This is a genomic window from Vibrio harveyi NBRC 15634 = ATCC 14126 = KCTC 12724 (assembly GCF_001591145.1).
Classification (GTDB): Bacteria; Pseudomonadota; Gammaproteobacteria; order Enterobacterales; family Vibrionaceae; genus Vibrio; species Vibrio harveyi.
Genome location: NZ_BCUF01000037.1, coordinates 1 through 26503, shown reverse-complemented (window position 1 = coordinate 26503; position 26503 = coordinate 1). Strand labels below are relative to the sequence as shown.

The window sequence follows — 26503 nt, the reverse complement described above, 5'->3', positions numbered from 1 at the left end:
CGCGCTAAAGACAAGGATAAGGTTATGACACAAGTAACGCTGACAAATTTAGTCGCCAAGTTATCGCCAGAATTAAAACGCGCATTGGAAGCCTCTGCGGGTGCAGCTATGAATCAAGGCGTTGCTGCCATTGAGCCGGAACATTGGCTGCTCACGCTATTGAATCAGCAAGACACGCACTTAAAAACTCTGATTGAAAGTCAGAAGATCAACCAAGATCAACTTGCCAGTGAACTAGCAAATCGCATCGAGCGCTTACCAAAAGTACAAGACAGCCAACCAACGCTCAGCCATGCACTGACTGAACTTCTAAAAGACGCTTGGATGATTACCTCCGTTAACTATGGTCATGGCGAAATCATCAGCTTGCATCTTGTTCAAGCGCTGTTGCAGCAGAACGTCATGGGCGTATCGAGCAACAATCTCGAATCACTACAGAACGTGTCGACCGAGTCCCTGCAAGGTTTAATCAACAAAACGCCGGTTAAGCGAGCAACACAACAAAGCGCAGGTGAAGCAAGTTCAGCCGCAAACACAGCAAGCGCGAACGACGCACTAAGCAAGTACACCATCAACCTTACTCAACAAGCGATTGAAGGCAATATCGACCCGATTTCTGGGCGTAATTCTGAAGTAAGAAAAGCCATCGACATTCTTTGTCGTAAACGCCAGAACAACCCTATTTTTGTTGGCGAGCCGGGTGTGGGTAAAACCGCTGTCGTTGAAGGCTTAGCGCTGAGAATCGCAGCAGATGAAGTACCAAGTGCGTTGCAAGGCGTTCAACTCCATTCACTTGATTTAGGTTTGTTACAAGCAGGTGCCAGCGTAAAAGGCGAATTTGAAAATCGCCTGAAAGACGTCATCAATGAAGTAAAAAACAGCGATGTGCCAATCATTGTATTTATTGACGAAGCACATACGCTGATCGGCGCTGGTGGCGCAGCAGGACAAAATGATGCTGCCAACTTATTGAAACCCGCTCTTGCACGTGGTGAGTTCAAAACCATTGCCGCAACAACATGGGCAGAGTACAAAAAGTACTTCGAGAAAGATCCTGCCCTGACTCGCCGTTTCCAAGTCGTCACGGTAGAAGAGCCAAATGCAGAAGATGCCAAACAGATGCTGCGAGGCATTGCGGCTTCATTGCAAAAGCACCACGGCGCGTTTATTACAGAATCCGCGATCGATGCCGCGGTCAACCTATCCATTCGCTACTTACCCTCTCGCCAATTGCCAGATAAAGCGATCAGCCTGCTCGATACCGCTAGTGCGCGTATTGCTTTAACCCAAGGTGCAAAACCAGAAGTGATTGAAGCGTTAGAGCAAACCATTCGCTATCAACAAAACGAGCAGTCAGCTTTAGAGAAAGAGTTTGATTTATTCGGCACAGGCGCAGAGGAAATTGCCGAATTGAAGCAAGAAATCACCACCAACCAATCTCAATTAGCGGACTACCAAACGCGTTGGGAGCAAGAGATTACATTGGTTGATGAGATTAAAGCGCTTCAACAAAGCATCACAGAAAGCGAAACGCCGGACGAAGCTCAGCAAACCCAGTTGAATGCCCTCCTCGACCAATTACATGAGCTTCAAGGTGAAGAACCGTTAGTTAATGCGATGGTGGATGACGCGACCATCGCTCAAGTCATTTCCGGTTGGACAGGCATTCCTGTCGGCAGCATGATGAGTGATGAAATAGCTCGCCTATTGTCACTAGAATCAGAGCTGGATAAACGGGTTATCGGTCAAAACGTAGCAAAGCAAGAGCTGGCAAAAGCGATTCGAATCTCGCGCGCTGGCTTAACTGATAATCGCAAGCCAATCGGTGTGTTCTTGATGTGTGGTCCAAGTGGTGTCGGTAAAACGGAAACCGCCATGGCGCTGGCTGAGCAACTTTACGGAGGCAGCAACGATCTCACGGTTATCAACATGACCGAGTTTAAAGAAGAACACAAAATCTCCATGTTACTTGGCTCGCCTGCTGGCTATGTTGGCTTTGGTGAAGGTGGCGTGTTAACCGAGGCTATTCGCCGCAATCCTTATTCTGTCTTGCTTTTGGATGAGATGGAAAAAGCGCATCCGGGCGTTCATGACCTCTTCTATCAAATCTTCGATAAAGGACATATCAAAGACAGCGAAGGTCGCACGGTCGATTTCAAAAACACCTTAATCATCATGACTTCTAACGCCGCTGATCAAGCGATTTGCGATGTGTGTGATGAAAACGCCGAACGGATCAGCAACGATGAACTGCTTGAAGCAATTCGTCCCGATCTACAACGTTACTTCAAGCCTGCGTTCTTAGGGCGTACCACCATCGTGCCTTATTACCCACTCAACGATGATGAGTTGGCGAAGATCACCGAAATCGCGCTAAACCGCATTCGCAAAAAACTGGCAGAACAGTATCAAGCGAGCTTTACGTGGGATGCAGGTTTTGTGGATTTGGTTGTAAGCAAAAACACCGACCCTACGACAGGTGGTCGCGCGGTTGAGCAAATCATTAACCGCTCTTTGATGCCAAAGCTGGCAGAAGAATGCATCGCGCGCCTGAGCACACAACAACCGATTAGCCAAGTGACGGTCACCGCAGCGTCGACGCCACAAGGCTTTGAACTGGATATTCAGTAGTAACGAATCATGATGTTTAGAAGCGTACATTCACCCCATCTCGTCACCACCTCGATTCTTGTTCAAGAGGCGGCGGTCGCCTGTGGGGTGAGTCTTTTCCGCAAAATAACCAAGCTGGTTTCATCGCTGTTTATTTTGCTTGGTGCCCTATTCTCGTTCGAAGCATGGGCGCAAGTTTGGATTGGTCCCGAGCGATTACTGCTTGCGACCCACAAATGGGCACCGTACCAAACTCACCAGAATCAAAACATGGATGGGTTTGCGCTCAACCGCGTCAAATGCGCGCTTGGCGAAATGGGACAACCTTACCAACTGACCATGACGGAATGGTCTGACGCACAGCTCCACGTACACAGTGGTCAACAGCACGGCTTTTTCGTCTCGCCGAAAACCAGAGAACACGACAGCTACGCAACGTTGTCTGCTCCCATTACCGAGCAAAAACTGCGTTGGTATTTTGGTCCCGGTGTAGAGCCTAAGCTTGATGATTTGTCAAAGTTGAACCTTAAGTTCTCGGCAGAATTTGGCTCAAGCACATGGTTTTGGCTGAAACGTAATGGATACAACGTCGTTAAGCAGCCACGAGATGCTAAGGTTTTACTAAGGCTTTTAAAACAAAGAGAAATTGACGTCGCACTGGAAGATGAACGGGTGTTCCACACGGAAATAAGCCAAGCCTCTCTTCCAAGCGATTACTTCTATTCTCAAGTATTCGAAACCAAGCCAATGGGCGTGTATTTCTCTAACCGCTTTTTGGACAAATATTCTGGTTTCTTAACCGCTTTCAACACAGCGTTGGCTAAATGCGAGGGATAACAAGTGGCGATCAGCATACATTTGATTTCTGTACCCTCTGAAGAGGTGGTGACTTCAAGAGTCATCTATCTGCCCGAGTCTGGCGGGCAGTTGGGGCGTTCTGCTTCTTGTGAAGTGGCATTGCCCGATCAATCAAAACGCATCTCGCGTATTCACGGACAAATTCGTCTCACTGAAACAGGTTATCTGGTGAAGAGTACCGGCAAGAACCCGGCTCGCCTCAACGATAAAGCCATGGTGAAAGACAAAGATTACCCACTCAACGATGGCGACATTTTAAAGATCGAAAGCTATTCGATGTTGGTATCAACACTCACGTCGAGCAAAGCGCCTGTCGAAGAGCAATCCGATGACCTCTTTGCGACCAAGTTCGACCTGCAACTGGAAGACAATGTCGATTTTCTCGATGAGGGAGATCTCGTCGAACCAGTGAAATCAGAAGTCCATTACTCTCACCAAAATGTAATGAGCGATGACCCCTTCTCCTCCGACCCGTTCGAAGACATCGATGATGATGAACTGGCGGATAACTTTGAAGTGGATGAAGTGTCGAAACAGCAGCAAGCAATGGAGCGTTCTACGGAGATTGAGTATCTTCCGGGAGACCACCTTCCAACGTCAGAGCTGGAAGCCTCCATCGAAAAGCTGATTACGATTACCGAGAAGAATCAGCAATACCTTCGCAACCCACCGCTTGCACATGATGCTTTGTTTGATGCGTTGGACAAAACGCTCGATCAGTTCCTCAACGAATTCGCGCCGAACCAACTAGAGAATCAATTTAGCGAATTTGTGTCTGGCGGACTGTTCAGCAGCAAAGACAAGAAGTATTGGAAAATCTACCGCAAGCACTTCCAACATCGGCAGGACAACGGTGATTTTCGTCGTCAATTTAAAGCGATGTTTATGGAAAACATGCAAAAGCAAAGCGAGGAAAGCTGATGAAGATTTGGCTTAGTTTACTCGCTTTCGCTTTGGTGGGGTGTTCGTCTGACCCAACACCGGGTGTCACGCAATATCAACTAGCGGTAAGCGCCGAGAAGACAATTAACCCCAGCGTTAACAACAGTACCAATCCCGTGGTGGTGCGCTTGTATCAACTGACCGATGCCCAGCAGTTTAAGCAATTGCCGTTTATCGATTTGTACAACGATGACGTGAGCCTTTTGGGCGCAAACTTGGTGTCGAAACAAGTTTTGCCTGTGGTAATGCCAGACAGCAATAGTAAACAAACCTTAGACATCAACAAGACCACTCAATACATCGGCGTATTGGTGGAATTTGCCGAATATGATGCAAGCACGGCGACGGTAGTAACAACCACGCCTCAGGAAGAAGAACAATATATCCAGTTAAAGATCAGCGGTAACAAAGCAGCATTGCAAACCGTGACACCAGATTCGCCTTGGTGGGATGTTTTTTAACTCGATTCAGTAGATAGGGAAATCTCGTGGACGCATATAAAAAAGTCGTTTGGCAAGAAGGCATGTTCATTGCCCCACAACACTTTCAACAACAAGACAGATACACACAAAACTACGTCAGACAAAACGTCGAAACGCTTGCTGGTTATGCCCCTTACTATGGTGTGACCGACTTGGCGATCAATCACGATCTACTTAAAATTGGCAAGCTTTCCGTCTCTTCTAGCGCGGGTTTGTTCCCAGATGGCACGCATTTCGAACTGAAACGCGAAATCGCCAGAGATGTGCCGCACGGTACGATTGAGAAAATGGCTTACTTAGCGCTGCCTGTCTCTCTGCAAGGCAATAATGATTACGCCAATGATGAATCGGAACAAAGCCGCTATCTCACACGCACCATCAATGTGTTTGATACTTCAACCTCTGAGAATGCCAGCGTTGAGGTGGACGTCGCGCAGCTCAATATAGCGATTAAACTAGAAGGCGAAGACACTTCTGGCTTTACCCTCATTCCTTTCGCCAAGGTGTTGGAATGCAGCGAAACGGGCGAAGTGATGCTAGACCGTTCCTTTATTCCTGCGTGTTTGCACTATGGTGCATCACAGCTATTGGTTGAACGTTTGAAAGAGATTCATGCCCTCACGTCCAACCGTGCCACCAGCTTGCTCAAACGTATTCAAGCTGGACAAGGACAAAAGAGTCCGCAGTCGATGATGCAAGACTACCTGTGGCTGCAAACACTCAACACTTGGCTTCCGTGGTTTGATTTATCTTTGTCGAACCCAAAGTTTCAAACCCATCAGCTTTATTTGGAGCTACGCAAGTTTGAAGCGCAAGTCATGGCATCCACACCTGCGATTCCAGAGCCGTGTCAGCCGTTAGATTTCCATCGTCTGTATGATTGCTTTAATCCGCTTTTTTCGAATCTGCGCAATATGCTCACGCTGGTTCAACAAGACTCTGTGATTGAGTTTGCGTTCGACACTTCGTTGTTTGAACGACGCCGCTTGCTTCGCACGTTGGTAAAAGATGGTCACAACCTGTCCGATCGCCGATTCGTACTCAGTGTCCGTTCCAACGTCAGCAGCACCGAGCTCAACGAATTGTTCCCTGCGGCTGCCAAACTCAGCAGCAATAACAAGATTGTCGAGATTGTGCGTAATGCCCTTTCTGGCGTGCAACTAACGCCGCTTCCTGTTGCGCCAAGCGAACTGAAACCGATGCAAGGCACAGCGTATTTTGAAGTGGATACGTCAGACCGCAATTGGTTAGAAATGATTGAAAACCGCGATGCACTGGCGCTACACGTCGATACACGTGTTGGCGAGCTAGAAGTGATGTTGTACGCACTGAGGTAGTAAGTTATGAACTATTTGGATGAAGATACCTTAGTTTGGGACAGCAGCGAAAACGACTTCGTAAGTAAAGACACCGACATGCCAGACGTAAAGTGGCATTCGGTCAACGCTGCGCAAGCCAACATAGGGTTCTTACATCATTTCGATAAAGCCGAGAATCAGCTGATCAACATCAGTTCTGAGTTGTTGGCAGTCACACTCAAGATCAACACCTTGCCGGAGCCCGAAGACATCACCACGCTTAGGCATCAACTTGTAGCTTCCATCAATGAGATCAAAACCAAAGGCGCAGAGCTGACCTACCCAGTCGCCGTGATCGACAAGCTGTGCTTCCTGTATGCCGTGGTTTTGGATGAATTGATTGTCTACACCGATTGGGGTGAAAAACGCGGATGGGAGAACAAAACCTTACTCAGTGAACTGTTTGGTATGCGCAACGGTGGTGAGCTTTTCTTTACTGTGGCAGAGAAAGCAGCGCGCCAACCGCACAAGCTGATCGACTTATTAGAAGTGGTTTACCTGTTTCTCAATATCGGGTTTAAAGGTCAGTACCGTGAAACGGGCAGCGAACAGCTAAAGAGTTTTACCTACCGCTTAGAGCAGATTTTAAGTCAGTACCGACAAGCCGGTGGAATCTATTGTCATACTAAGGTTTCGGTACCTAAAACACGTAAGCCTACACGCAAGAAACGTTACCTTGTCACTACGCTATTTTTCCTAACTATCATTGGTTTGAGCGTTGCTCTGACCTATTTCTGGTACAACAAAACCAAACCACAGCGGGCACGAGATTTTGTCCAGCTTGGTGAGTACAGCCAACGCTATATTGAATCTGGTCGTGCGGAAGATATCGTTTATGTCAGCACTGACGACGATTTAAAAGGCAATAAAGTCGCGGTAAACACAACTCAACCACCTCGTCCAGTCCCGAGCCAACCAAAAGCCGTGACGCAACAAGCGCAAACTTCCACGCCAGAGACGAAGAGCGCTCCAGTCACGAGCCCTGCAGCGGACACTGATTGGCTGGTGCAACTTGCGACCTTCTCTAACCTTAAAAACGCCGAGAAGTTTATCGCCCAGCTGCCGACATCCAACTATCAACCTGTCGCGGATAACATCAATTCATACGTTCGCGTCATTGTTCGATGTGACAACTCAGAACAAGCGAAAACCATCAATAACTGGTATCGAGAGAATGCCAACGTCAACGGCTTAGTGGTGCATAACAAAAACAAACAAAGCGAGGTTGAGTCACGATGACGCAAGACAACCCAAACACACCAACAAGAAAAAAGGCAATCATTTGGAGCCTTGTTACCCTTCTGCTTCTGGCAATCTTAGGCGGCTTACTGACTTGGTTTGTTGCGTATCCTGATTTCTTATGGGCAGGCGTCATCACGACGACCATTGTGGCACTGCTCTCTGCTGGGCTTTGCTTTTGGTTAATCAACCGCAAGGTGAAAAAGAGTCTTGAGCAAGACCAAGAACGTGCACTAATTATTAAACGCTCCAAGTTACTCGCCTTCCACTTCAAGAAAATGCTCGGCGTACAAAAACGTAAAAAGCGCTTGACCAGCCGTTACGATCAGCCGATTTACCTGTTACTCAGTGATAACCCAAGCAAAGACAAAAGCATCATCACGCAGATGGGTTATGAAGCTTATAAAGTGGATGATTTTGGCAACGACATTGAGTTTCCGATTCTATTTTGGCTCAGTGAACACTCAATTCTGATTTCCATCAGCATGGGTGACGATCAGCAACCGCTTTACTTAAAAACACTGTGCCAGTGCCTAAATAAATGGCGTCCGAGACAAGCGATTAACGGCTTGTTGCTAACCACAGAAATTGAACAGTTAGTTGGCAATAGTGAAACCCTGTCACAAAAAGCCGACCAATTGAAATCGCAAATCAAAGCATTTAATCGTTCATTTGGTTTGAACTTACCTGTCTACAATGTCCTAACCAATATGGGTCAAGTGAGCGATTTCTGTCAGTTCTTTTCTGCGTTTGATGAAGCGAGACGCAATGAAGTGTTCGGCGCCACAAGTCCAGTGCAAAAACATGGTGGCATTGATGCCGATTGGTTCAATGACGAATACGACCACCTCATCGGTCAGTTAATCTCGAACATGAGCAATGCGTTGGGAGCACAGCTTAACCAAGATTTCCGCAATGCCATTTGTGGGGCGCCTTACCAATTTGGTCTGCTCAAACAGAATTTGTGGCACTTCTTACAGCGTTTGCATCGAGGTGACCAATACACAGATGGGCTCAACTTCCGCGGCTTCTACTTTACCCACAGTGGCAGTGATTTCGCACAGCATGATTTACTGGCAAACGTGGTCAATCAATCCCTCGGCAATGAGCAATATCAGCAACACCAACAAATGCCTGTTCAACAAACTTTGTTTGCTCAGCATTTGATGTCTCATGTCGTGCTAAATGAAAACACTTTAGTCGGGGTTAACCGCCATAAAGAGAATTGGTTGTGGTTCAGCCAAACCGCCTACACCCTAATTTGGCTCGGTCTACTGGTTGGCACACTGACTATTCTCAAGCTCGACTTCGATTATCAAACCAATCGTGAAGCCAAAGCCGATGGCATGTTAGAGCGTTACAAAGAAGCGATCGCAGCACAGCCATACAGCAAAGAAGATTTGGTGGGCAATATTCCAAACCTGTACACCATGCATCGCATTTACGCGCTATATCAGGAGCCTGAACCTTGGTATACATTGCCATTCCTACCGAATGCGACCATCAAACCAGAAGTTGAGGCGGCTTACACCAAAGAACTGCAGCAAGTGCTGATCCCTTCTATGGCGCACACCATTGAGAGCGACTTGTATGTGTATGTGAACTTGGAAGATCAAGCCAGAACACTCGAATTGTTGAATGACTATCGACTGTTGTTTGATAAAAATCGTACCAACATTGAAGAGCTCAAAAGCTACTTCCTAGCAAACTTAGAGCACCAAGGCGAAGCGGACAAAACCAATGTAGCTCAGCTTAAAGTGCTGCTCGACGATGTGTTTAACCAGCACTTAGTGGCGACAACTGCCAATCAAGAGCTTGAGGGGTTGGCGAAGCAAGTCATCAATCAATCCAATATCGAGACGCTACTCTACCAACACATTTTGAACGATCATGCGTACGAGAAGCGCATTGATGTGCGTAAAGAACTTGGTTCCAACTTCAATCAGATATACCAATTCAAACCTGGCTACGTTGGCTATTTCGTTCCTTACTTGTACACACCGACTGGCTTTAACGAGCTGGATCTTTCGGTGGAATCCCCTCTTCTTATCGAAGCGTTATCCGCTTATGAAGGCATCGCAGGGCAAGCACCAAGCGCGCTAGAGATGCATAGAATCAGCCACGATTTAAAACGCATGTACCAGAACGATTACATCAATTATTGGCGCGATTTTATTAACAGCATCGAGGTGAAAACCATTTCTGGCTCTGAACAGTTGAATGCCAGCTTGAATGTGCTCAACAATGCCTCAAACAACCCAATATCTAAGCTGTTTACCACCATCAGCAACTACACTTCGGTTCTTCTACCTGAGCCAAAAGATGCGAAGAAGAAGACCGATGAAGAGATTGCCGATGCTGCGCAAGACAACGAGAAAAAGGAATCCGCTCGCCAAATCACACTGACGTTTAATGATTTCCACAAACAAGTGACATCAGACGATCAGGGTAAGAAGCCAATAGATTCCGTTCTGGAAGGTTTTGCGAACACGGCCAAATGGCTCGATCAGTTCTACAAATCCAACACGCCAGACAAAGTGGCTTACGAAACGTTATCTGCCGGTTTAAAAGCGCAAAATCCGGTCGCACAGTTGGCGTCATTGACCGATTCCCAGCCACCGCTATCCGGTGAAGTGATTGACTATGTGACAGTGCAAACCAATGAGTTGGTGATGAACTTAGCTCACCAATACCTTAATAGTATGTGGAACAGTGAAGTCTACCAGCCTTATGAAAACACCATCGCAGCTTTCTACCCGTTTAAGAAAAGTGCCAACAGCGACGCTAGCACGGCGGATGTTGCTGCCTTCTTTAAAACCGATGGCACATTGGACACCTTCTATCAAACCATGTTAAAAGGCTTCTCAACAGAGCAACGTGCGCCGTTTATGTCCGGCTTACTGCCAAATACTGGCTTTGCGTTAGATCCTGCGATTTGGCTGATGTTTGATAAAGCCAAAGACATTCGCTCTGCCCTGTTTTTAGCTGACCCGAAAAACGTCGCGATTCAATTCCAGATGAAACCAACAGAGATGAGCTCGGCACTGACTGAGTTTTCCATTCGTGCTGAAAAACCGATTTTCACCTACCAACACGGTCCGATGCTGTGGACACAACAAAGCTGGAAAGGTGATTCTGTCGCACAAGATGCACTAACGGTGCGTCTACAAAAACAAGCAACGCCGATTGCCAATGAACAGTTTAAAGGCAGTTGGGCATGGTTCCGCTTGATTGAACCGCGCGTCACTTCAACCTCTTCGCAAAGTACTCAACTTGAGTTTGATTACAATGGCGACAAGGTTCGCTTAACGATTAAAACTCAAGGTCAGAACAATCCGTTCGTACCGAACTTCTTTGCGGGCTTTGTGTTACCGGCGAGTATTTAGTGATGAACACGTTCGCCAATCAAACCCTGTTCAGAGCCTGTGGCGTTACTTATGTAGCGCCTTTGAGCGAAAACGTGTTTCAGTGCAAGCACAAACTTTATGGTTCTGTGATCATCAAGGTAGCGCGCAGCTTGGCTGAGAAACGGGCTTTGATGGCGGAAGCGGATTTTCTATCCAAATACGCATCGGATTACTGGGCGAACTTTCATGGTTACGGCTCGCAAAACCACGCCGACTGGTTAATGAGCCAGTATATGGAAGGCAAAACACTTAACGCGATAGAACCTGATTTATTACCGCAAGACTTAATAACCAAGCTTGAATTCGCTTTGCTAAACTTGCACAAAACGGGGCATCTGCATGGCGATATCAAGCCACACAACATCGTCGTGACGCCAAATAACCAAGTTCGGCTTATCGACTTTGGCAGTATGATTCGAGTTGATGCTAAATACCGAGAGCATTCACATACAACCGTCAGCCGAGCCTATAGTGCGACCCGCCCCTCTCTGCGTATCGGTCAGGCAAGCAAGAACGATGATTTTTATGCCTTGGCAATGACCTTGCTCAGCTGTCACGATCAACATCCCTTTGCTGGTCTCTCGTTACAAGAAGCGGCAGAACTGCTACCTACCCCAAGCTACATTGATTTACCAACACGCTACCACGTTCTGATACAAAAAGAGTGGCAACGAATGCGCCACTCTTTGAAGCTGTAGGTATTCAACGCTCTAAGCTCACTGGCTTACGCGTCCGATGATTTCGACTTCAGATACTTCTCAATATCCACCTCATCAACCTGTTCGGTTGGCATAAACTTGTTGGCATATTCACGGTAAACCCCGCTTTCTAAGAACAACAAGAACAAATCCATATCCAAATGCTCGTCCAGTGCCATCTTGTACATGATGTCGACCGCAACACTCACTGGCTTGGCTTTCTTGTAAGGTCGATCTCCCGCCGTTAATGCTTCGAAAATATCGGCAATCACCAAGATGCGTTCTGGGGTTGATAAATCTTCTGCACTCAACCGGCGCGGATAGCCTGTGCCTTTCAGCGTCTCATGGTGGGTCGAAGCGTAGCGCGGCACGTTACTTAACTCCGGTGGGAATGGCAGTGCCCCCAGCATTTTGATCCCACTGATCATGTGCTCGTTAATTTTGAAGCGGTCTTCTGGCGTTAACGTTCCGCGGGAAATGGTCAGGTTGTACACTTCACCCAAGTTATATTGATGCTCTGGCACTTGCACCTTAATGCCATGCTCCGGTGCAAATTCCATTGGGCGAACGCGCTCGATAATGTGGTCAGGCTTATCCGCTAAAAGGTTTTCAACCACGGGTAGCGTCACGTCAGATTTTGGCTTAATCATTTCTTCAAATGGAGAAAGACCAAGATGATCATCATAGTGACGCAACCAAGTTTGTTGGGCGATTTGTTTAATGCGCTCAATCTTATCGTCGCTCATGAACTCGCCACCCACGTTGGCGTTGGCAACAAATCGGAAGTCTTCGTCTAACTGCGCAACTCTTTGGTCGAACTTGGCTTGTGCCTCTTCTTTTGACAGTTCACCAGTAGATATCGACTTCCACATTTCCACCTCAGCGTCTCGCCTTAGTACTTCGAAACGAGTGCGAATCTCATTGATGCGATTGTAGTTGGCTTCTAACTTAGTGCCTTTATCAACGATGTGTTCTGGCGTGGTGATCTTACCGCAGTCATGTAACCAAGCCGCGATACGGAATTCACGTCGTTCATCGTCATTGTTGAACTTAAAGTCTTTGAACTTACCGGTGTCGCACTTCTCTACTGCCTCTGCCAGCATCAAGCCAATTTCTGGAACACGATTACAGTGCCCCGCAGTATAAGGAGACTTGTCATCGATCGCTTGCGCGATAAGGCGAATAAAGGCCTCAACAAACTCTTCTTGCTGTTGCTCGTGATGCTGAATCTCTTGCGTCATTTCGGTAACTGAGTCAGACAAGTCAGAAACTTCTTTGATACGCGTTTCTACCGGAGCTAATTGGTCAAATTCACGATTTTTGATTTTGATGGTTTCTTTTCGAAGCGCCAGAATCGGACGCACAATAGGTGAGCCAACCTTCCATGCTAATGGAAATAAGATAACCATCACGATAGAGGTAAACGCAATAGCCTTGGATAATCGACTGGTGACAGCATCAGTAACGACTTGCTCGGAAACTAACACCGCAAAGTAGTCACTTGTTCCACGAGTAGATTGCAACTTAGTGATATAGAGAAATCGATGCTCTCCCTCAATGGTCACTTTGTTCATCGTGTCGTGTTTGTCTTTTTGGGTTGCTAGCTCATAGACTTCTGGATAAGGCGCAAAACTGCCTCGCCATTGATGGGGTTTAAACCACTTCTCTTCCAACGCGGATTGTTGTTCTGGTGTAATACTGTCGATTGCCTGATTGACAACTTGCATCAATCCACTGTTTTCATCTTGCATGAACACAGAAAATTCCAGAGGTGATTCCGTCAATTTTGTCACATGGATATTGGTAATTTTCACTAGTCGCTTCATCTCGACCATGGTTAGGTAACTGTCTACAAGGTATTCAATATCCCCCATGTGCAGCGCTCGTTTTGCTAAATCGAGATTAGGTTGTTCAACAATATTGAGTGTCGGATAACGTTCGAGTAACCACTCCTTCATTCCAAAGCCAGCGACGACGCCCACTTTTTGGTTCGTGAGTTCAGTTAGAGAAACGGGCATCGGAATATCGATTTTGGCTGCGATAGCCAGTTGTCCGTAAAATATCGGATGGCTCTTGAGACCAAATTCAGAGGGAGCACCAAGCACTGGCTGAAGTATATCTATTTCGGCATTGCGATACTTCTTCACCAATTCTGCAGAACTGAAGCCATTTACGAACTCCACTGCCATGCCCGTTTTCTCAGCGATGAGTTTTAAAACATCGATAGCATAGCCACCAGGCTCACCACTCTCGGTATAATCGTATGGTCCCCAATCATTCTGGTTGGACACAACAAACTCTTTATCATTCAATAATGCTTGCTGTTCTTTTGTTAAAGTTAACGGTGGCGATGTCGGAATTTCAACCTCTTGAAATACGTTGATGCTTGAAGCGATCACTTCACCTCGATTGTTAAAAATGAACGACTCTACGCCATCATCTTTTTTCATTCCGAGTTCAGTCGCTGTGATTTTCTCACTCAGAGACGAGAGCACGGTATCGACACCGATCACTGCGCCTTTATTACTGCGAACAGAATAGGATTGACCGGTGATTTTTAAATGCTGAAATAAGTAGGGATCGGTCTTGTAGACACTGTTTTTTGAGGCATTGTCGAACCAAGGTCTCCGAGATGGATAGAAGTTACTACTTTGTTTTGTAGTACGAACCAGCTCAAGCGACTCTGAATAAAATAAGGAATATCTTGTTCGCTCTTCGCCTTCTCCTACAATTTTGATAACCGCCCAACGTTCATCAGGTGCCGCTCCTATTTTTCCTCTAACAATTGAAGAAGATTCCAAGTTAACTACTTGAAAGAAGAACTCTTCCTGATTCGCAAAGTAAATACTGTAAAAGACAGGGTTATCAATCAAGGTTTGGGTAAATACGTGCTGAATTTCATCTTCACTAAATTGTGTATCACTGTAATCAGCTACACTCCGCAGTATCCCCGCACTACTTGTTGCACTCGCATCAATTTGATGGATATGGTTACTGACGTCTTTAGCCGTCATGGTTAAGCGCGTCAAAATATGTTCCTCTGACATCTGCTTACCAAAGTAGTATTGCATACCAACCCCGAGTAACGCAGTCACTGCAGTAGCAAATATGAAGAGACTTCCGACGGTGAACTTAATCGAAAACTTACGAGGAGAACCTGATTTAGTTTTCATGCGATAACGCCCTCCAATGGCATTGACGACAAGAAAATTCGCTACCTATGTTGGCAACTTGAGGCATATTAATATCAAGTCTAGTACATATTTTTCATAGACTTGCACAAGGAGCGACCAAAAGGTTATTAATCGGCAAGTACCACTATCGCAACCACAGTCTCAGTTCTTTCATAGGTTTCGACTGTTGAAATAATCGGTCATCTCAAATTTATCCTAAGCACCTAGCTCGCTAACATTACGCTTCTTTTGTATGCCCCCTCTATCTGTAAGAAATATCTATGAAGCAAAAAGGATTCTCCTTAACCGAAGTGACTGTAGCGCTTATTCTCTTAGCCATAATAAGTTTGTTTTCAGCACCACAAATCATGCAGAAGCAACGTCAAGATCGACTCAACAGCTTGGAATCTTTTATCGACAAATTTCATGACATCAACCAGGAGATGATGACACACGCTAAGAGTCAAGGTGTCGCAGAAATGCCGTTAGCAAAACTGTCAGAACTGAACATTTATGTCAGATTGGGAACGCTAGCGTTGGATGATTTCAATGTAGAGAAAGCGATGGGCGTGCAAGGGTTGAACCTTGCCAATATCGGACCGACCGAGAAACCGTCATTACTTATTTACTTAGGCAAGGAAAAGTCACCTGAACAGATAAAAGAGTCAGGTTGTTTCCTCAGTATCAGCCGCCCATCTCACGGCGCTACGAGTCTAACTGCAACTACGAATAAGTTAACCATCACAAAGTTTTACGACTATTGCTAGAGCTCCATTTTAGAGAGATTAGATTACTACGAAATCTTATTCTTCAATCGGCGTATGCTAGCTAATGTCTTATATACCCTTAAGGTTTTATTATGATCGTCGTGAAAAAAGCAGGTGTCTCTGATGTCAAAAAGGTCTCTCCTCTTTACCTAAAATATCTTGAGTTTTATCAAGTCGATGTTTCAGGTAAAGACCCAGAGTCTTTTATCAAAGCTCGTATTGAGAATGAAGAATCAGTCGTGTACTACGCAACGGATGAAAGTGGGCGGACGCTCGGTTTTGCGCAGCTTTATCCACTCTTCTGTTCGCTAGAAATGCGTAAGATTTGGCTTCTGTACGATTTGTATGTGGATTCATCACAGAGAAAACGAGGGATTGGTGAACGCTTATTGGAACAAGCGGACCAACTGGCAAAAGAGACCGACTCTGCCTTTGTTATGTTAAGCACTGGTATTGATAATAAAACCGCGCAATCCGTGTATGAGAAACACGGTTACGTACGAGATGTCGAGTTTTATAACTATGTCCACATGCTTAAGTAATCAAACGAGCACGTGAGCAAAGAGCGAAAAGCCGAGTCAATACTCGGCTTTTAATGATCAACTTACACCACTTTGTACTTGCTGATAGACAATCAAAAATAAACCTGCAAATACCGCTACTGTCAGTAAAACCTTTAACCAGAGAAACTTCATTTTATCTACTCTTCTGGCGCGTATTGGTCAAAAACTTCTTGAGCTGTCATTTTCTTGCTGTGTGGTTGCAGATCATAGTATGCGGGCTTCTCATCAGTGAAGATCTCTAAGCTTAATTTGAAATCTGGCTCATTAAATAATCCCGCAGAAAGAATATATTCATCTGTTGCCAACAAGTGGTAATAGATATTCGTGCCGCATTCACCACAAAAACCTCGTACTGCCCATTGGGATGATTGATAGCGTTTAGGCTCAGCACCGTTAAATGTCACACCGGGACCACAATGCACCGCATGCAGAGGCCCACTTGACCACTTTCGACACATATCGCAATGACAAAAGCTCACTTCATTGTGTTGAGGTGCGGTCACTTCAATAGCGCCACATAAACATGTTCCTTTCATCTCTATTCCTCCCTATTCAACCTCCATCATTATGGCGGTTTTAGACACTCCATTGATGTGACCAACCTAGTCTTTCACCACATTCTTTGATGAGTATATTTGCGTGAACTTTATGAACAAAACGTCGTTTATGCTCAATATTCTCTTTATCTACGCATTAGAGACATCACGTTAACACCTTATTAACCTTTAACTCATCACTAGCGAGTCACCCTACCTTGCTAGGAGAACAAATAATAAGACTCTTCAAAACAAGAGAGTCACCAACATAAGGAACGTGAAACATGTTAAAGGTACTCAAACCAACGCTCGCCGCATCCATCATTGCAGCCTCATTTTCTTTCCACGCTTTTGCTGCTGATGTTGAAAAAATCCACTTTCTAATCCCTGGTGGTGCTGGTGGTGGCTGGGATATGACGGCTCGTGGTACAGGTGATGTACTGGTTAAATCCGACATCCTTGAAAATGTCTCTTTCCAAAACCTCTCTGGTGGCGGTGGTGGTAAAGCCATTGCACACCTCATCGAAACCGCTGAGCGCCAACCTGATACGTTGATGGTGAACTCAACCCCAATCGTTGTTCGTTCACTGACGGGTATCTTCCCGCAATCTTTTCGAGATCTCACGCCAGTAGCTGCGACGATTGCTGATTACGGCGCTATCGTGACTTCCGCGGATTCGAAGTACAACACATGGGAAGATGTGGTCAAAGATTTCGAATCTAACCCACGTAAAGTAAAAATCGCCGGCGGTTCTGCTCGTGGCTCGATGGATCACCTTGTCGTCGCAGCTGCATTTAAAGGCGAAGGTTTTGACGCGCGTAAAGTTCGCTACATCGCGTATGACGCTGGCGGCAAAGCAATGGCAGCGCTTCTGTCTGGCGAAACACAATTGCTTTCAACCGGTCTTGGCGAAGTATTAGAGATGTCGAAATCTGGTCAGGTAAAAGTACTGGCGATTACGGCACCAAAACGTCTAGACGCTGCACCAAACATCCCTACCCTGAAAGAATATGGCAATGAGACTGTGTTCGCGAACTGGCGTGGTTTCTTTGCCGCTCCTGGCACGAGCCAAGCCAAACTCGATGAATGGAACGCAGCTCTGACCAAGATGTACAAAACGGACGAATGGCAAGTTGTTCGTGACCGCAATGGTTGGATTGACAACTACAAAGCGGATAAAGAGTTCTTCGCGTTCCTAGAAGAGCAAGAGCAGCAAATGGGCGATCTAATGCGCGAATTAGGTTTCCTTAAAAAGTAATAACTCCCATCCGAGTTTGTGGGGTTAGCTATCCCTAGCCCCGTTGTATTTGCACTCTAATTTCACCGTATATGGGCATTGTCGATATTCGACAAGTAAAAACTCCTTTGTTTATTGATTGGTAAACACTAAGTAACTCGACTAGCAGCGATGCGCTTAATTGTTAATGACTTGGTCCTTCTTCATTAACGCCCATATACGGTCTTTTCCTGTTGTTCTAGGAGTTGGATATGTCTCATTCAACCAATATTTTTACCAAAGAGAACTTGCTGTGCCGCGATCGTGTTGGCGCGATGATCTTTTTGTTGTTTTGCCTATGCTATGGCTACCAAACTACGCAAATCCCTCTCTTTCCCGGGGATGAATACGAACCTTTCACGGCTCGCACTTTACCGACCATTCTGACCTACGTCGGGATTGGTTTAGCGCTAATGCTATTGGTCACTGGTCAGCCCGATAAACAAAGCGGCGCTGTGATGTCATTCAACTGGAAATTGCTTATCGCCTTTTTAGTTTTGATGGCGCTTTATGGTCTGGGTTTGACTTACATCGGCTTTGTATTAGCGACAGGATTCTTCCTGCTTGCGGGCTTTTACCTTCTTGGCGAACGACGTAAATCGGTGTTGTTTGGAGCCTCATTCCCGTTCGTTATCGCGTTTTACTTGTTGCTCACTCAAGGTCTGGATATCTACCTTGAGCCTGGTCTGATTTTCACCATCTGGTAGTCAAAAGAAAGGACTGAATTATGTTAGATGGAATTCTACAAGGTTTATCCACCGCCGTGATGCCAATGAACATCATGATGGTGATTGTTGGCTGTTTTGTTGGTACGTTTATCGGCATGCTACCGGGGCTTGGTCCTATTTCTGCCATCGCTCTGATGATTCCTATCACCTATGGTTTGGATCCATCTTCGGGTCTGATTCTGATGGCAGGTGTTTACTATGGTGCGGTATTTGGTGGTTCAACTTCCTCTATTCTTATCAACGCACCGGGTTGTTCTTCAACCGTAGTTACCGCGTTTGATGGCTACCCAATGGCGCAGAAAGGACAAGCAGGTAAAGCACTTGCACTGGCGGCTTACTCTTCTTTCACTGGTGGCACGCTTTCAGCAATAATGCTGCTTGTGGCGGCACCTGCATTGGCTAACGTCTCGTTAAGCTTCCAATCTTCTGACTACTTTGCGCTAATGCTTCTTGGCTTATCCGCAGTGGCTGCGTTCGCTGGCAAAGGACAAGTAATAAAAGCATGGATGATGACCATTCTAGGCTTGATGTTGTCTACCGTCGGTATTGATAAAGGCGTCGGTGTCGAACGCTTCACCTTTGGTCTAACGGATTTGATGGATGGCTTTAGCTTCCTATTGTTGGCGATGGCGACCTTTGCGCTTGGTGAAACGTTGATGGGTATTTTGAAGCCTTCTGAAGATACGCGTGATGAGGAACAAGATAAGCTGAGCAACATTGGCTCGATGAAAGTCACCAAGGAAGAAATCAAAGAAGTAGCGCCTGTTTCTATTCGCTCTTCAATTCTTGGTTTCTTTACTGGTGTTCTTCCGGGCGCAGGTGCAACCATCGCAGCCTTCTTAAGTTACGGTATGGAACGTAACCTTGCTCCAAAGGATAAAAAAGAGCAGTTTGGTAAAGGCAGCATTCGAGGTTTGGTTGCTCCGGAGTCAGCGAACAACGCGGCATCAAGTGGTTCTTTCGTTCCTCTTTTGACTCTTGGTATTCCGGGCTCTGGTACAACCGCAATCATGCTAGGAGCATTAATCGCTTACGGTATTCAACCAGGTCCTCGTCTGTTTGTTGAACATCCAGATGTGTTCTGGTCGGTAATTATCTCCATGTACTTCGGCAACATTGTGTTGGTGATTCTTAACCTACCGCTGATCCCATACATCTCGAAGTTGTTAGCAGTACCAAGAACCGTGTTGTTGCCGATGATTCTGTTCTTCTCCATTACGGGTGTGTATCTGGTTTCTTTCAACACCATGGACGTGTTTGTGATGTTACTTGTGGCAATGGCTGCCATCGCACTAAGGTTAGCAAACTTCCCTCTCGCACCGCTGTTGCTTGGCTTTATCCTTGGTGGATTAATGGAAGAGAACCTGCGTCGTGCATTGATGATTTCCGACGGTGAACTGAGCTTCTTATGGGAACGCCCAATCACACTGACATTCACAGTGCTTGCAGTATTGGTACTTGGCAGCCCACTGTTTGTAAAACTCTTTCAAAAGCTTAAAGCGCAACCAGTGAAAGTTGAGCAATAAGCATTCTATCTCTCCCTCAAGATAGACCTTTGAAACCAAGCCACCCTCTGCGGTGGCTTTTTTCTTGGACTAATCGCTACTTTATTTCTTTGGGTGAGTTGCGTAGTGTTAATCGTTCAGAAACAAAAACTATAAGAACAAAAAAGGACTTTTTATGCTGCTGGAATTTGCTCTCTTGTTTGCTGCGGGCGTCGTTGGTGGGATCATGAACTCCGTCGCCGGTGGTGGTAGCTTCATTACCTTCCCTGCATTAATGGCGGTTGGCGTGCCTCCCATCATGGCGAACGCGACGAATACTTATGCTTCTTGCGCAGGTTACATCAGTGGTGCAATCGGTTTTCGCGAAGAAATCATGAAGAACAAGCAAGAACTCGCTTTCACTATCTCTTTCAGTTTGATTGGTGGCGCTGTCGGTGCTTACCTTCTGCTGAATACGCCGGAATCTGTTTTTCTTGAAGCGATTCCATGGCTACTTTTATTCGCAACCGTGCTCTTTTTAACTGGCTCACGCATGACCGCGTTGATTAAATCTCTGACCAAAGAGACCAAACACGCCGGCATTCTGGGTGTGATTGCATTAAGTCTTCTTTTGATTAGCGTCTCTGCTTATGGCGGCTTCTTCAATGCCGGACTAGGCGTGATCGTATTAAGTTATTTAGTGGTTGCAGGGCACCAAGACATCAACTTAATGAACGGGCTTAAGCTGCTGGTTTCGACCTGTGTTTCTCTGATTGCCATCGTGATCTTTGTTGCTAACGGTTCGATCGATTGGACCAAAGGCAGCGTTGTAATGGTTGGCACATTGGTTGGCGGCTACTTGGCAGCGCGTGTATCTCGCCGGTTGAATCCTAATCATGTAAAAGGCTTCGTTGCCCTCTCTTCTATCGCGATTACCATTTACTTTTTCGTAGATGTCTATGCCTAACTCAATACCACGATATAACCAAAGCCAAGCGCTCATTGCTCACAAACAAAAACGCCATCGCAAACTACGATGGCGTTTTTATTAGTTCTAAGTGAAATTACTTAATCAAACCCACTTCTTTGTAGTACTTCTCAGCACCTGGATGAAGCGGCGCAGATAGACCATCTTTCACCATTTCTTCTTTCTTCAAGTTGGCGAATGCTGGGTGTAGACGGCGGAAATCATCAAAGTTTTCGAATACCGCTTTCACTACGTTGTAAACTACTTCGTCTGGCACGGCCGTTGAAGAAACAAACGTCGCACCTACACCAAAGGTTTGTACATCGCTTTCTGAACCGCGGTACATGCCACCCGGTACGTTTGCGATACGGTAGAAGCTGTTATCAGAAACCAACTTCTCAACTTGTGGCCCGGCTACCGTTACGATGTTGCTGTCACACGAGGTCGTTGCTTCTTTAATCGCACCACTTGGGTGACCGACCGTGTAAACCATCGCATCGATCTTGTTATCACACAGTGCTTTTGACTGTTCTGATGCTTTTAGCTCAGATACCAGCTTGAAATCATCATTCGTCCAACCGTACTCTTTCATTAGCACTTCCATGGTGCCGCGCTGACCAGAACCTGGGTTACCAATGTTCACTCGTTTGCCTTTTAGGTCATCAAACGTGTTGATGTTAGCGTCTTTACGAGCCACAACGGTGAACGGTTCTGGGTGTACAGAGAACACCGCACGAAGCTCTTTGAATGGTCCTTTATCTTCAAACTTGCTCGTACCGTTATAAGCATGGTATTGCCAGTCCGACTGCGCGATACCTAAATCCAACTCACCTGCGCGAATGGTGTTGATGTTGTAGATAGAACCACCAGTACTTTCTACTGAACAACGGATGCCATGATCAGCACGTGATTTGTTCACCAAACGACAAATTGCACCACCCGTCGGGTAGTACACGCCAGTTACACCGCCCGTACCAATGGTTACGAACGTATCTTTAGCAGAAACTGAAAAACTTGTACTGAGTGCAGCCAGAGAAGCCGCGACAGCAATTTGCTTGAGCTTTAACATTGAACGTCCTTATTTTTTCCTTTGTTTATGGCTTGGTAAGTATAGCAATCGTTAACAAATTGATAACGTTTAAGATCACATCCTGAGAATTATCACCACGCAGCAAAAGGCATTGATCGGTAAGCAATTATGAACCGTGTTCGACTTTAGTTTTAGCCCAACCAAAAAGCCCGCAGAATTTAACTGCGGGCTGTCCGGTATTTCAATAATACTTAGTCGGTCGCTAGGGCTCTCTCCTCGCTGTTGTCATTGACTGCGGATGCACTTTCATTCCCTCTCCTGTGTGTCCATAGGTAAATGGATGGGATCACGGTAAGCGTGACGATCATCGAGATCACGCAGCCCCAACCAACCACCAGCGCCATCGGCGACATGTAGTTATCGTAGCCACCCAAGCCGTACGCAAGCGGGATAAGACCTGCAACGGTTGTGATTGTGGTTAAGGTGATTGGTCTTACTCGGCTTTGCGTTCCACGAATTACAAACTCCAGCAAGTTGGTATCGTTACATTGCGCTTCGTGTTCTTTGAAGTGCCAAATCAGCACCAAGCTGTTGTTCACCATAATACCAATCAAGGCAATCATCCCGATGATGGAGAAAAAGCTCAGCACCTGATTATGTAAGAACAGAATAAACATCGCACCAGCGATGCCAAAAGGAATCACCGTCAACACAATTAAGGTTTCGCGCATTCGGTCAAAAAGAAGAATCAGAAGCAACGCAATGCCAATAAACGCCACACTAATCGCGATGACAAAGCCTTGCTGCGCTTCTTGTGTTTCTAAGATCTGCCCTGTCGCAATAATAGAGGCACCGCCGTATTCTTTATTGGCAAAGGCTTCTTGAACCGCAGCAAAAACGGCAACCGGATCAGTCACGGTCGAATCGACACCTGACGAGACACGAATCACTCGCTCTCCATTAAAGTGTTTGATTTGTGCTTCTGCATCGGCATTTCTCCATCGAACCAGCTCACTTAATGGCACCAGCTTGTTATTGCTGGCGCGAACCAAAATGTTATCCAGTTCTTTTAAGGATTTGTCGTCTTCTTCTAAAGCGACTCGGAAGTACACTTCTTCTTCACCATTAAAGATCCGCGTCACGCGTTGACCGTCAATCGCAAACTTAATGATATCCCCAACTTTGTTGGCACTGATGCCGTAGTACTTGAGCCAGTGATTTTGCAGCTCAGCTTGAATCTGTGGTGCTGGTGCATTTAAATCACGTCGTACTCGGCTCGTCCCTTCCAATGATTCAATGTACGCCGTCAAATCATTAGCAAGCTTTTCTCGCCCTTCATCCGTACCGCCAACGACACGCAAGTCCACTGGACGTCCTACCGGAGGACCGCCGCCATCAATATCGAACTCAATTTGAGCCAACCCTGTAATTTGCGTTGCTTTCTCTTCCCACTCTTCGACGATTTGCTCTGCGGTTCTTGTTCGGCTGTTTGGTGGTGTTAATGAAATCACCCAATAGCTATTTGGTGAGCTCACTTCGCCGTACCAATAATTCACTTCTTCAGTGCTTTTGATCAGCGCTTCGAGTTGTTGTGTTTCTTTCCAGACGTCATCCAAATCTAACTCTGGATTCGATTCAGCACTGATTTCTATCAAATACGCGCCGTCTGTTGGGAAGAACAAGAAGCTCAAACTCTTATATGAAATCGCTCCTAAAGTCAGAATCACTACGGTAATACATGGCAGCGCTACTTTGCTGTTTCGAATGACAAGTTCAATTAAACGATTCAGTGCGCTTAAATCTAAAAATGGCTTTTTCTTTACCTGACTCTTCTTACTCAAAATGCCCTTTAAATGGGCAGGAATAAAGAACAGCGCGTCGATAAACGAAAAGCACAACGCAATAATGACCGTAAGCGGAATTACATAAACCAATTTACCGCTGTTTCCCGGTAAGAAGAGCAAAGGTATGAAGGCAATCATGGTCGATAAAATGCTTGCTAGGACCGCTGGGAATACACTCTTCACACCTTGCGAGACCGCCTTATCAACTGGATAACCTTCTTCAACTAGTGCCACGATTTTATCGCTCACCACCACGGCATCATCGACAATAATTCCGACAATCAAAATTAAGGCGGACATAGTGAACACATCCAGAATCTGCCCGAAAGGAGGCAGCAAAGCCAGCGTGCCGAAGATACATACGGGAATAGAAACCGCGACCCAAAATGCAATGCGTCTATCAAGGAAAAGCGCCAACGTAATCAACACCAAGCCAAGCCCAACCAAGCCGTTGTCTTGCACGATGCGCGCTTTCTCTTGGATGTCTTCAGACAAATCAGAACCGATGGCGATAGTGTATTTGTCACCGAGCAGTTTTTGCTGATTTGCAATCAGAGCTTTCACCGCGTTAGAGGTGCTAATAACGTCCGCACTTTCATTGGTTCTTAAGTCAAAAAGAATGCTCTTGTTACCGTTGATTGAGCCATAAACCTCGCCTTTTTCAAACCCATCCTCAATGAGACCTGCAACGTCTTTAAGCTGAATATTTGGGCTGAATGAGATGAACATTTCACGCAGCTCTTCAATACTATCCAGCTCGGCAGAGGTCATCAGTTCAGGGTTGTTCTTTAAGGTTTCTAGACGACCACCGCTGATCAGCGTATTACGCTCTGCAATCAATGCCGCCACTTGATCCAATGTTAAGCCGTAGCGCCTCAAAGAAATTGGTTCGAGTTGGATTAAGAATTCTGGCGCACGTAAATCAACAGTGTAAACTTCACCAATCCCCTCTACGCGTCGCAATGCCAACTCTAGGTCTTTGGCTTTATCTCGCAGTGCTTTATAACCAACATCACCAGAAATACCGACCACCATGAAATCCAAGCTGTACGACTTTTTGATCGACAAGGTTGGCGCTTCGGTCACACCAGCGGGTAAATCCGTTACCCTTGCCAGTGCATCTCGAATGTCTTGATAAACCGCATTCGGATCAGAGACATTGCTGTCCAACACCACACTGATGTTTGAGACGCCAGTTTCCGACGTGGAGGTAAACTCTTTCAATCCAGAAATAGACAGCAGTTCTTTCTCGATTTTACTGGTGATGTTGCTTTCAATGTCTTTCGCACTGGCACCAGGGTAAACCGTGACGATATCGCCTTTTCCTAAGTCAAATCGAGGCTTCTCAGCAAGGGGAAGATTGTAGGCAGTAAGGGCACCAATGCTGATGATCAAAATGGTTAGGATTTTAGACGCAAACTTTCGATGAGAGAGCAAATCTAAGAAGAAATTCACATTGCCTCCTGATCATTGAAATACACGTATGATTCCATGCCCGGATTAAGCTCGCCGTTGGCGTTATCGACCGTCACTTCGACAAGGAAGCCCGGCTCACTGTTTTGGAACGCAGGAGAAAGCAAAGTGATGGTGCCATCTAGCGTTTGCTCAACAGAAGGCACTTCGACCTTAACCTTTTCGCCTTTGCTGAACTTGTTGAAATCAATCTCTAACAGATGAAAACGCACTTTCAATCGCTTCATATCAGCGATGGTAAAGAGCGCATCGCCCACCGAAATAAACTGCCCTAACTCAACAGAGCGATTGATGATTACCCCATCAAAAGGTGCATCTGGAGAGGCTTTATCCAATGTTCGTGCAGCGATTTTGTAGTGTGTATTGCTTACGTTGAATTGAGCTCGACCAATGTTAGTCACACGAATTTGGTTGTCCACGTCACTTGCCGAGACGCCATTACTGGTCAGCAAGGATTGATAACGCTTTAATTGCTTTTCTTGAATATCTAACTCGGCACGACTCACCTCTAACTCGTTACGGGCTAAGTCCAAACTCAATGCATAGTCTTCTGAGGACAGAGACAATAGCTCCTGCCCTTGAGTCACAGAGTCACCGTTATCATAACGATAAGAATCCACCACGCCGACGACTTCACTTTTTACCACAACACTTTTTTCAGGAATCAGTTGACCAACAACGTAATCGCTCGCTGCATGAGCAGCGCTTGATAAAAGAAATAAAGGAATTAGTACGGATCTTTTTTTCATTTAGTTATCTCATTTCCGATGAACCAAATGACTTGTGTAACCGTTCCTCCGACAAGTCACCACTGACAGGAACACACAAGCCTTTAGTGTTTACTAAGGCATTAACCAGAAGTACAGCAAACGATTAACGCTCTTATTTATTGATGCTTGATATATAAATTATCAGTGGAGGTGTGGAAAAAAAGTGAGTCCTGAATAAAGCGTTTAACTACTTAAATCGAGGGAGTCCTTTCTGATTTGTTAGTACTTCGTTCAATCAAAACCGTTGCAGGTCTGTCGAGAGAAACTCGCCATGATTTGATATATACCCAAGTAACC

At 45.9% G+C, this 26503-nt stretch carries 19 protein-coding genes; 14 read left to right on the top strand and 5 right to left on the bottom strand.

Features of this window, described 5'->3' with window-relative positions; genetic code table 11:
* Positions 1–24: 24 nt before the first annotated feature.
* From tssH to VHA02S_RS17880, 8 genes are read left to right on the top strand one after another with little or no spacing between them, the layout of a single operon-like run.
* The gene (gene tssH, locus VHA02S_RS17915; protein WP_038899058.1) at positions 25–2631 is read left to right on the top strand and encodes a type VI secretion system ATPase TssH; all 2607 of its coding nucleotides are present in this window, start codon (positions 25–27) and stop codon (positions 2629–2631) included.
* 12 nt (positions 2632–2643) lie between these two features.
* Positions 2644–3447, top strand: coding sequence for an ABC transporter substrate-binding protein (locus VHA02S_RS17910; RefSeq protein WP_227740471.1), 804 nt, complete (start codon positions 2644–2646; stop codon positions 3445–3447).
* 3 nt (positions 3448–3450) lie between these two features.
* On the top strand, positions 3451–4389 hold the full coding sequence (locus tag VHA02S_RS17905; RefSeq protein ID WP_038899059.1) for a type VI secretion system-associated FHA domain protein: 939 nt from the start codon (positions 3451–3453) through the stop codon (positions 4387–4389).
* On the top strand, positions 4389–4871 hold the full coding sequence (gene tssJ / locus VHA02S_RS17900) for a type VI secretion system lipoprotein TssJ (protein ID WP_038899060.1): 483 nt from the start codon (positions 4389–4391) through the stop codon (positions 4869–4871). The genes VHA02S_RS17905 and tssJ overlap by 1 nt, the downstream gene beginning before the upstream one ends.
* Positions 4872–4897: 26 nt before the next feature.
* On the top strand, positions 4898–6229 hold the full coding sequence (gene tssK, locus VHA02S_RS17895) for a type VI secretion system baseplate subunit TssK (RefSeq protein ID WP_038899061.1): 1332 nt from the start codon (positions 4898–4900) through the stop codon (positions 6227–6229).
* Positions 6230–6235: 6 nt separating this feature from the next.
* Entirely contained in the window at positions 6236–7489 is a 1254-nt protein-coding gene (icmH, locus tag VHA02S_RS17890) for a type IVB secretion system protein IcmH/DotU (protein WP_038899062.1), read from the top strand.
* Complete coding sequence (tssM, locus tag VHA02S_RS17885) at positions 7486–10875, top strand: type VI secretion system membrane subunit TssM (RefSeq protein ID WP_038899063.1); 3390 nt, start codon at positions 7486–7488, stop codon at positions 10873–10875. Before icmH ends, tssM begins: the two co-directional genes overlap by 4 nt.
* Before the next feature lie 2 nt (positions 10876–10877).
* Positions 10878–11594 (top strand): protein kinase domain-containing protein, encoded by a 717-nt coding sequence (locus tag VHA02S_RS17880; protein WP_038899064.1) that lies wholly within the window; start codon positions 10878–10880, stop codon positions 11592–11594.
* Between the two features lie 26 nt (positions 11595–11620).
* On the opposite strand, the gene VHA02S_RS17875 is transcribed toward VHA02S_RS17880, so the two are convergent.
* Positions 11621–14767, bottom strand: coding sequence for an HD domain-containing phosphohydrolase (locus VHA02S_RS17875; RefSeq protein WP_038899065.1), 3147 nt, complete (start codon positions 14765–14767; stop codon positions 11621–11623).
* Between the two features lie 281 nt (positions 14768–15048).
* Here VHA02S_RS17875 and VHA02S_RS17870 point away from each other — a divergent pair, with 281 nt between their 5' ends.
* Positions 15049–15534 carry a type II secretion system protein gene (locus VHA02S_RS17870; protein WP_009696964.1) on the top strand — a complete coding sequence of 162 codons (486 nt, stop codon included), beginning with the start codon at positions 15049–15051 and terminating at the stop codon, positions 15532–15534.
* Positions 15535–15626: 92 nt separating this feature from the next.
* Complete coding sequence (locus tag VHA02S_RS17865; RefSeq protein WP_005451904.1) at positions 15627–16076, top strand: GNAT family N-acetyltransferase; 450 nt, start codon at positions 15627–15629, stop codon at positions 16074–16076.
* Positions 16077–16234: 158 nt separating this feature from the next.
* Here VHA02S_RS17865 and VHA02S_RS17860 read toward each other — a convergent pair whose 3' ends face one another.
* Complete coding sequence (locus tag VHA02S_RS17860; RefSeq protein ID WP_005451902.1) at positions 16235–16633, bottom strand: GFA family protein; 399 nt, start codon at positions 16631–16633, stop codon at positions 16235–16237.
* 284 nt (positions 16634–16917) lie between these two features.
* On the opposite strand from VHA02S_RS17860, the gene VHA02S_RS17855 reads away from it, so the two are divergent.
* From VHA02S_RS17855 to VHA02S_RS17840, 4 genes are all read left to right on the top strand, one after another.
* On the top strand, positions 16918–17892 hold the full coding sequence (locus VHA02S_RS17855) for a tripartite tricarboxylate transporter substrate binding protein (protein WP_038899066.1): 975 nt from the start codon (positions 16918–16920) through the stop codon (positions 17890–17892).
* A 230-nt stretch (positions 17893–18122) separates the two neighbouring features.
* Entirely contained in the window at positions 18123–18617 is a 495-nt protein-coding gene (locus VHA02S_RS17850) for a tripartite tricarboxylate transporter TctB family protein (protein WP_005451900.1), read from the top strand.
* A 20-nt stretch (positions 18618–18637) separates the two neighbouring features.
* Entirely contained in the window at positions 18638–20164 is a 1527-nt protein-coding gene (locus tag VHA02S_RS17845; RefSeq protein ID WP_005451899.1) for a tripartite tricarboxylate transporter permease, read from the top strand.
* 154 nt (positions 20165–20318) lie between these two features.
* Positions 20319–21089 carry a sulfite exporter TauE/SafE family protein gene (locus VHA02S_RS17840; protein ID WP_038899067.1) on the top strand — a complete coding sequence of 257 codons (771 nt, stop codon included), beginning with the start codon at positions 20319–20321 and terminating at the stop codon, positions 21087–21089.
* A 97-nt stretch (positions 21090–21186) separates the two neighbouring features.
* On the opposite strand, the gene VHA02S_RS17835 is transcribed toward VHA02S_RS17840, so the two are convergent.
* The 3 genes from VHA02S_RS17835 to VHA02S_RS17825 form a co-directional block, all read right to left on the bottom strand.
* Entirely contained in the window at positions 21187–22158 is a 972-nt protein-coding gene (locus tag VHA02S_RS17835; RefSeq protein ID WP_005451897.1) for a TAXI family TRAP transporter solute-binding subunit, read from the bottom strand.
* Positions 22159–22370: 212 nt separating this feature from the next.
* On the bottom strand, positions 22371–25418 hold the full coding sequence (locus VHA02S_RS17830) for an efflux RND transporter permease subunit (RefSeq protein WP_038899068.1): 3048 nt from the start codon (positions 25416–25418) through the stop codon (positions 22371–22373).
* Complete coding sequence (locus VHA02S_RS17825; protein ID WP_038899069.1) at positions 25415–26185, bottom strand: efflux RND transporter periplasmic adaptor subunit; 771 nt, start codon at positions 26183–26185, stop codon at positions 25415–25417. Before VHA02S_RS17825 ends, VHA02S_RS17830 begins: the two co-directional genes overlap by 4 nt.
* Positions 26186–26503 lie beyond the last annotated feature (318 nt).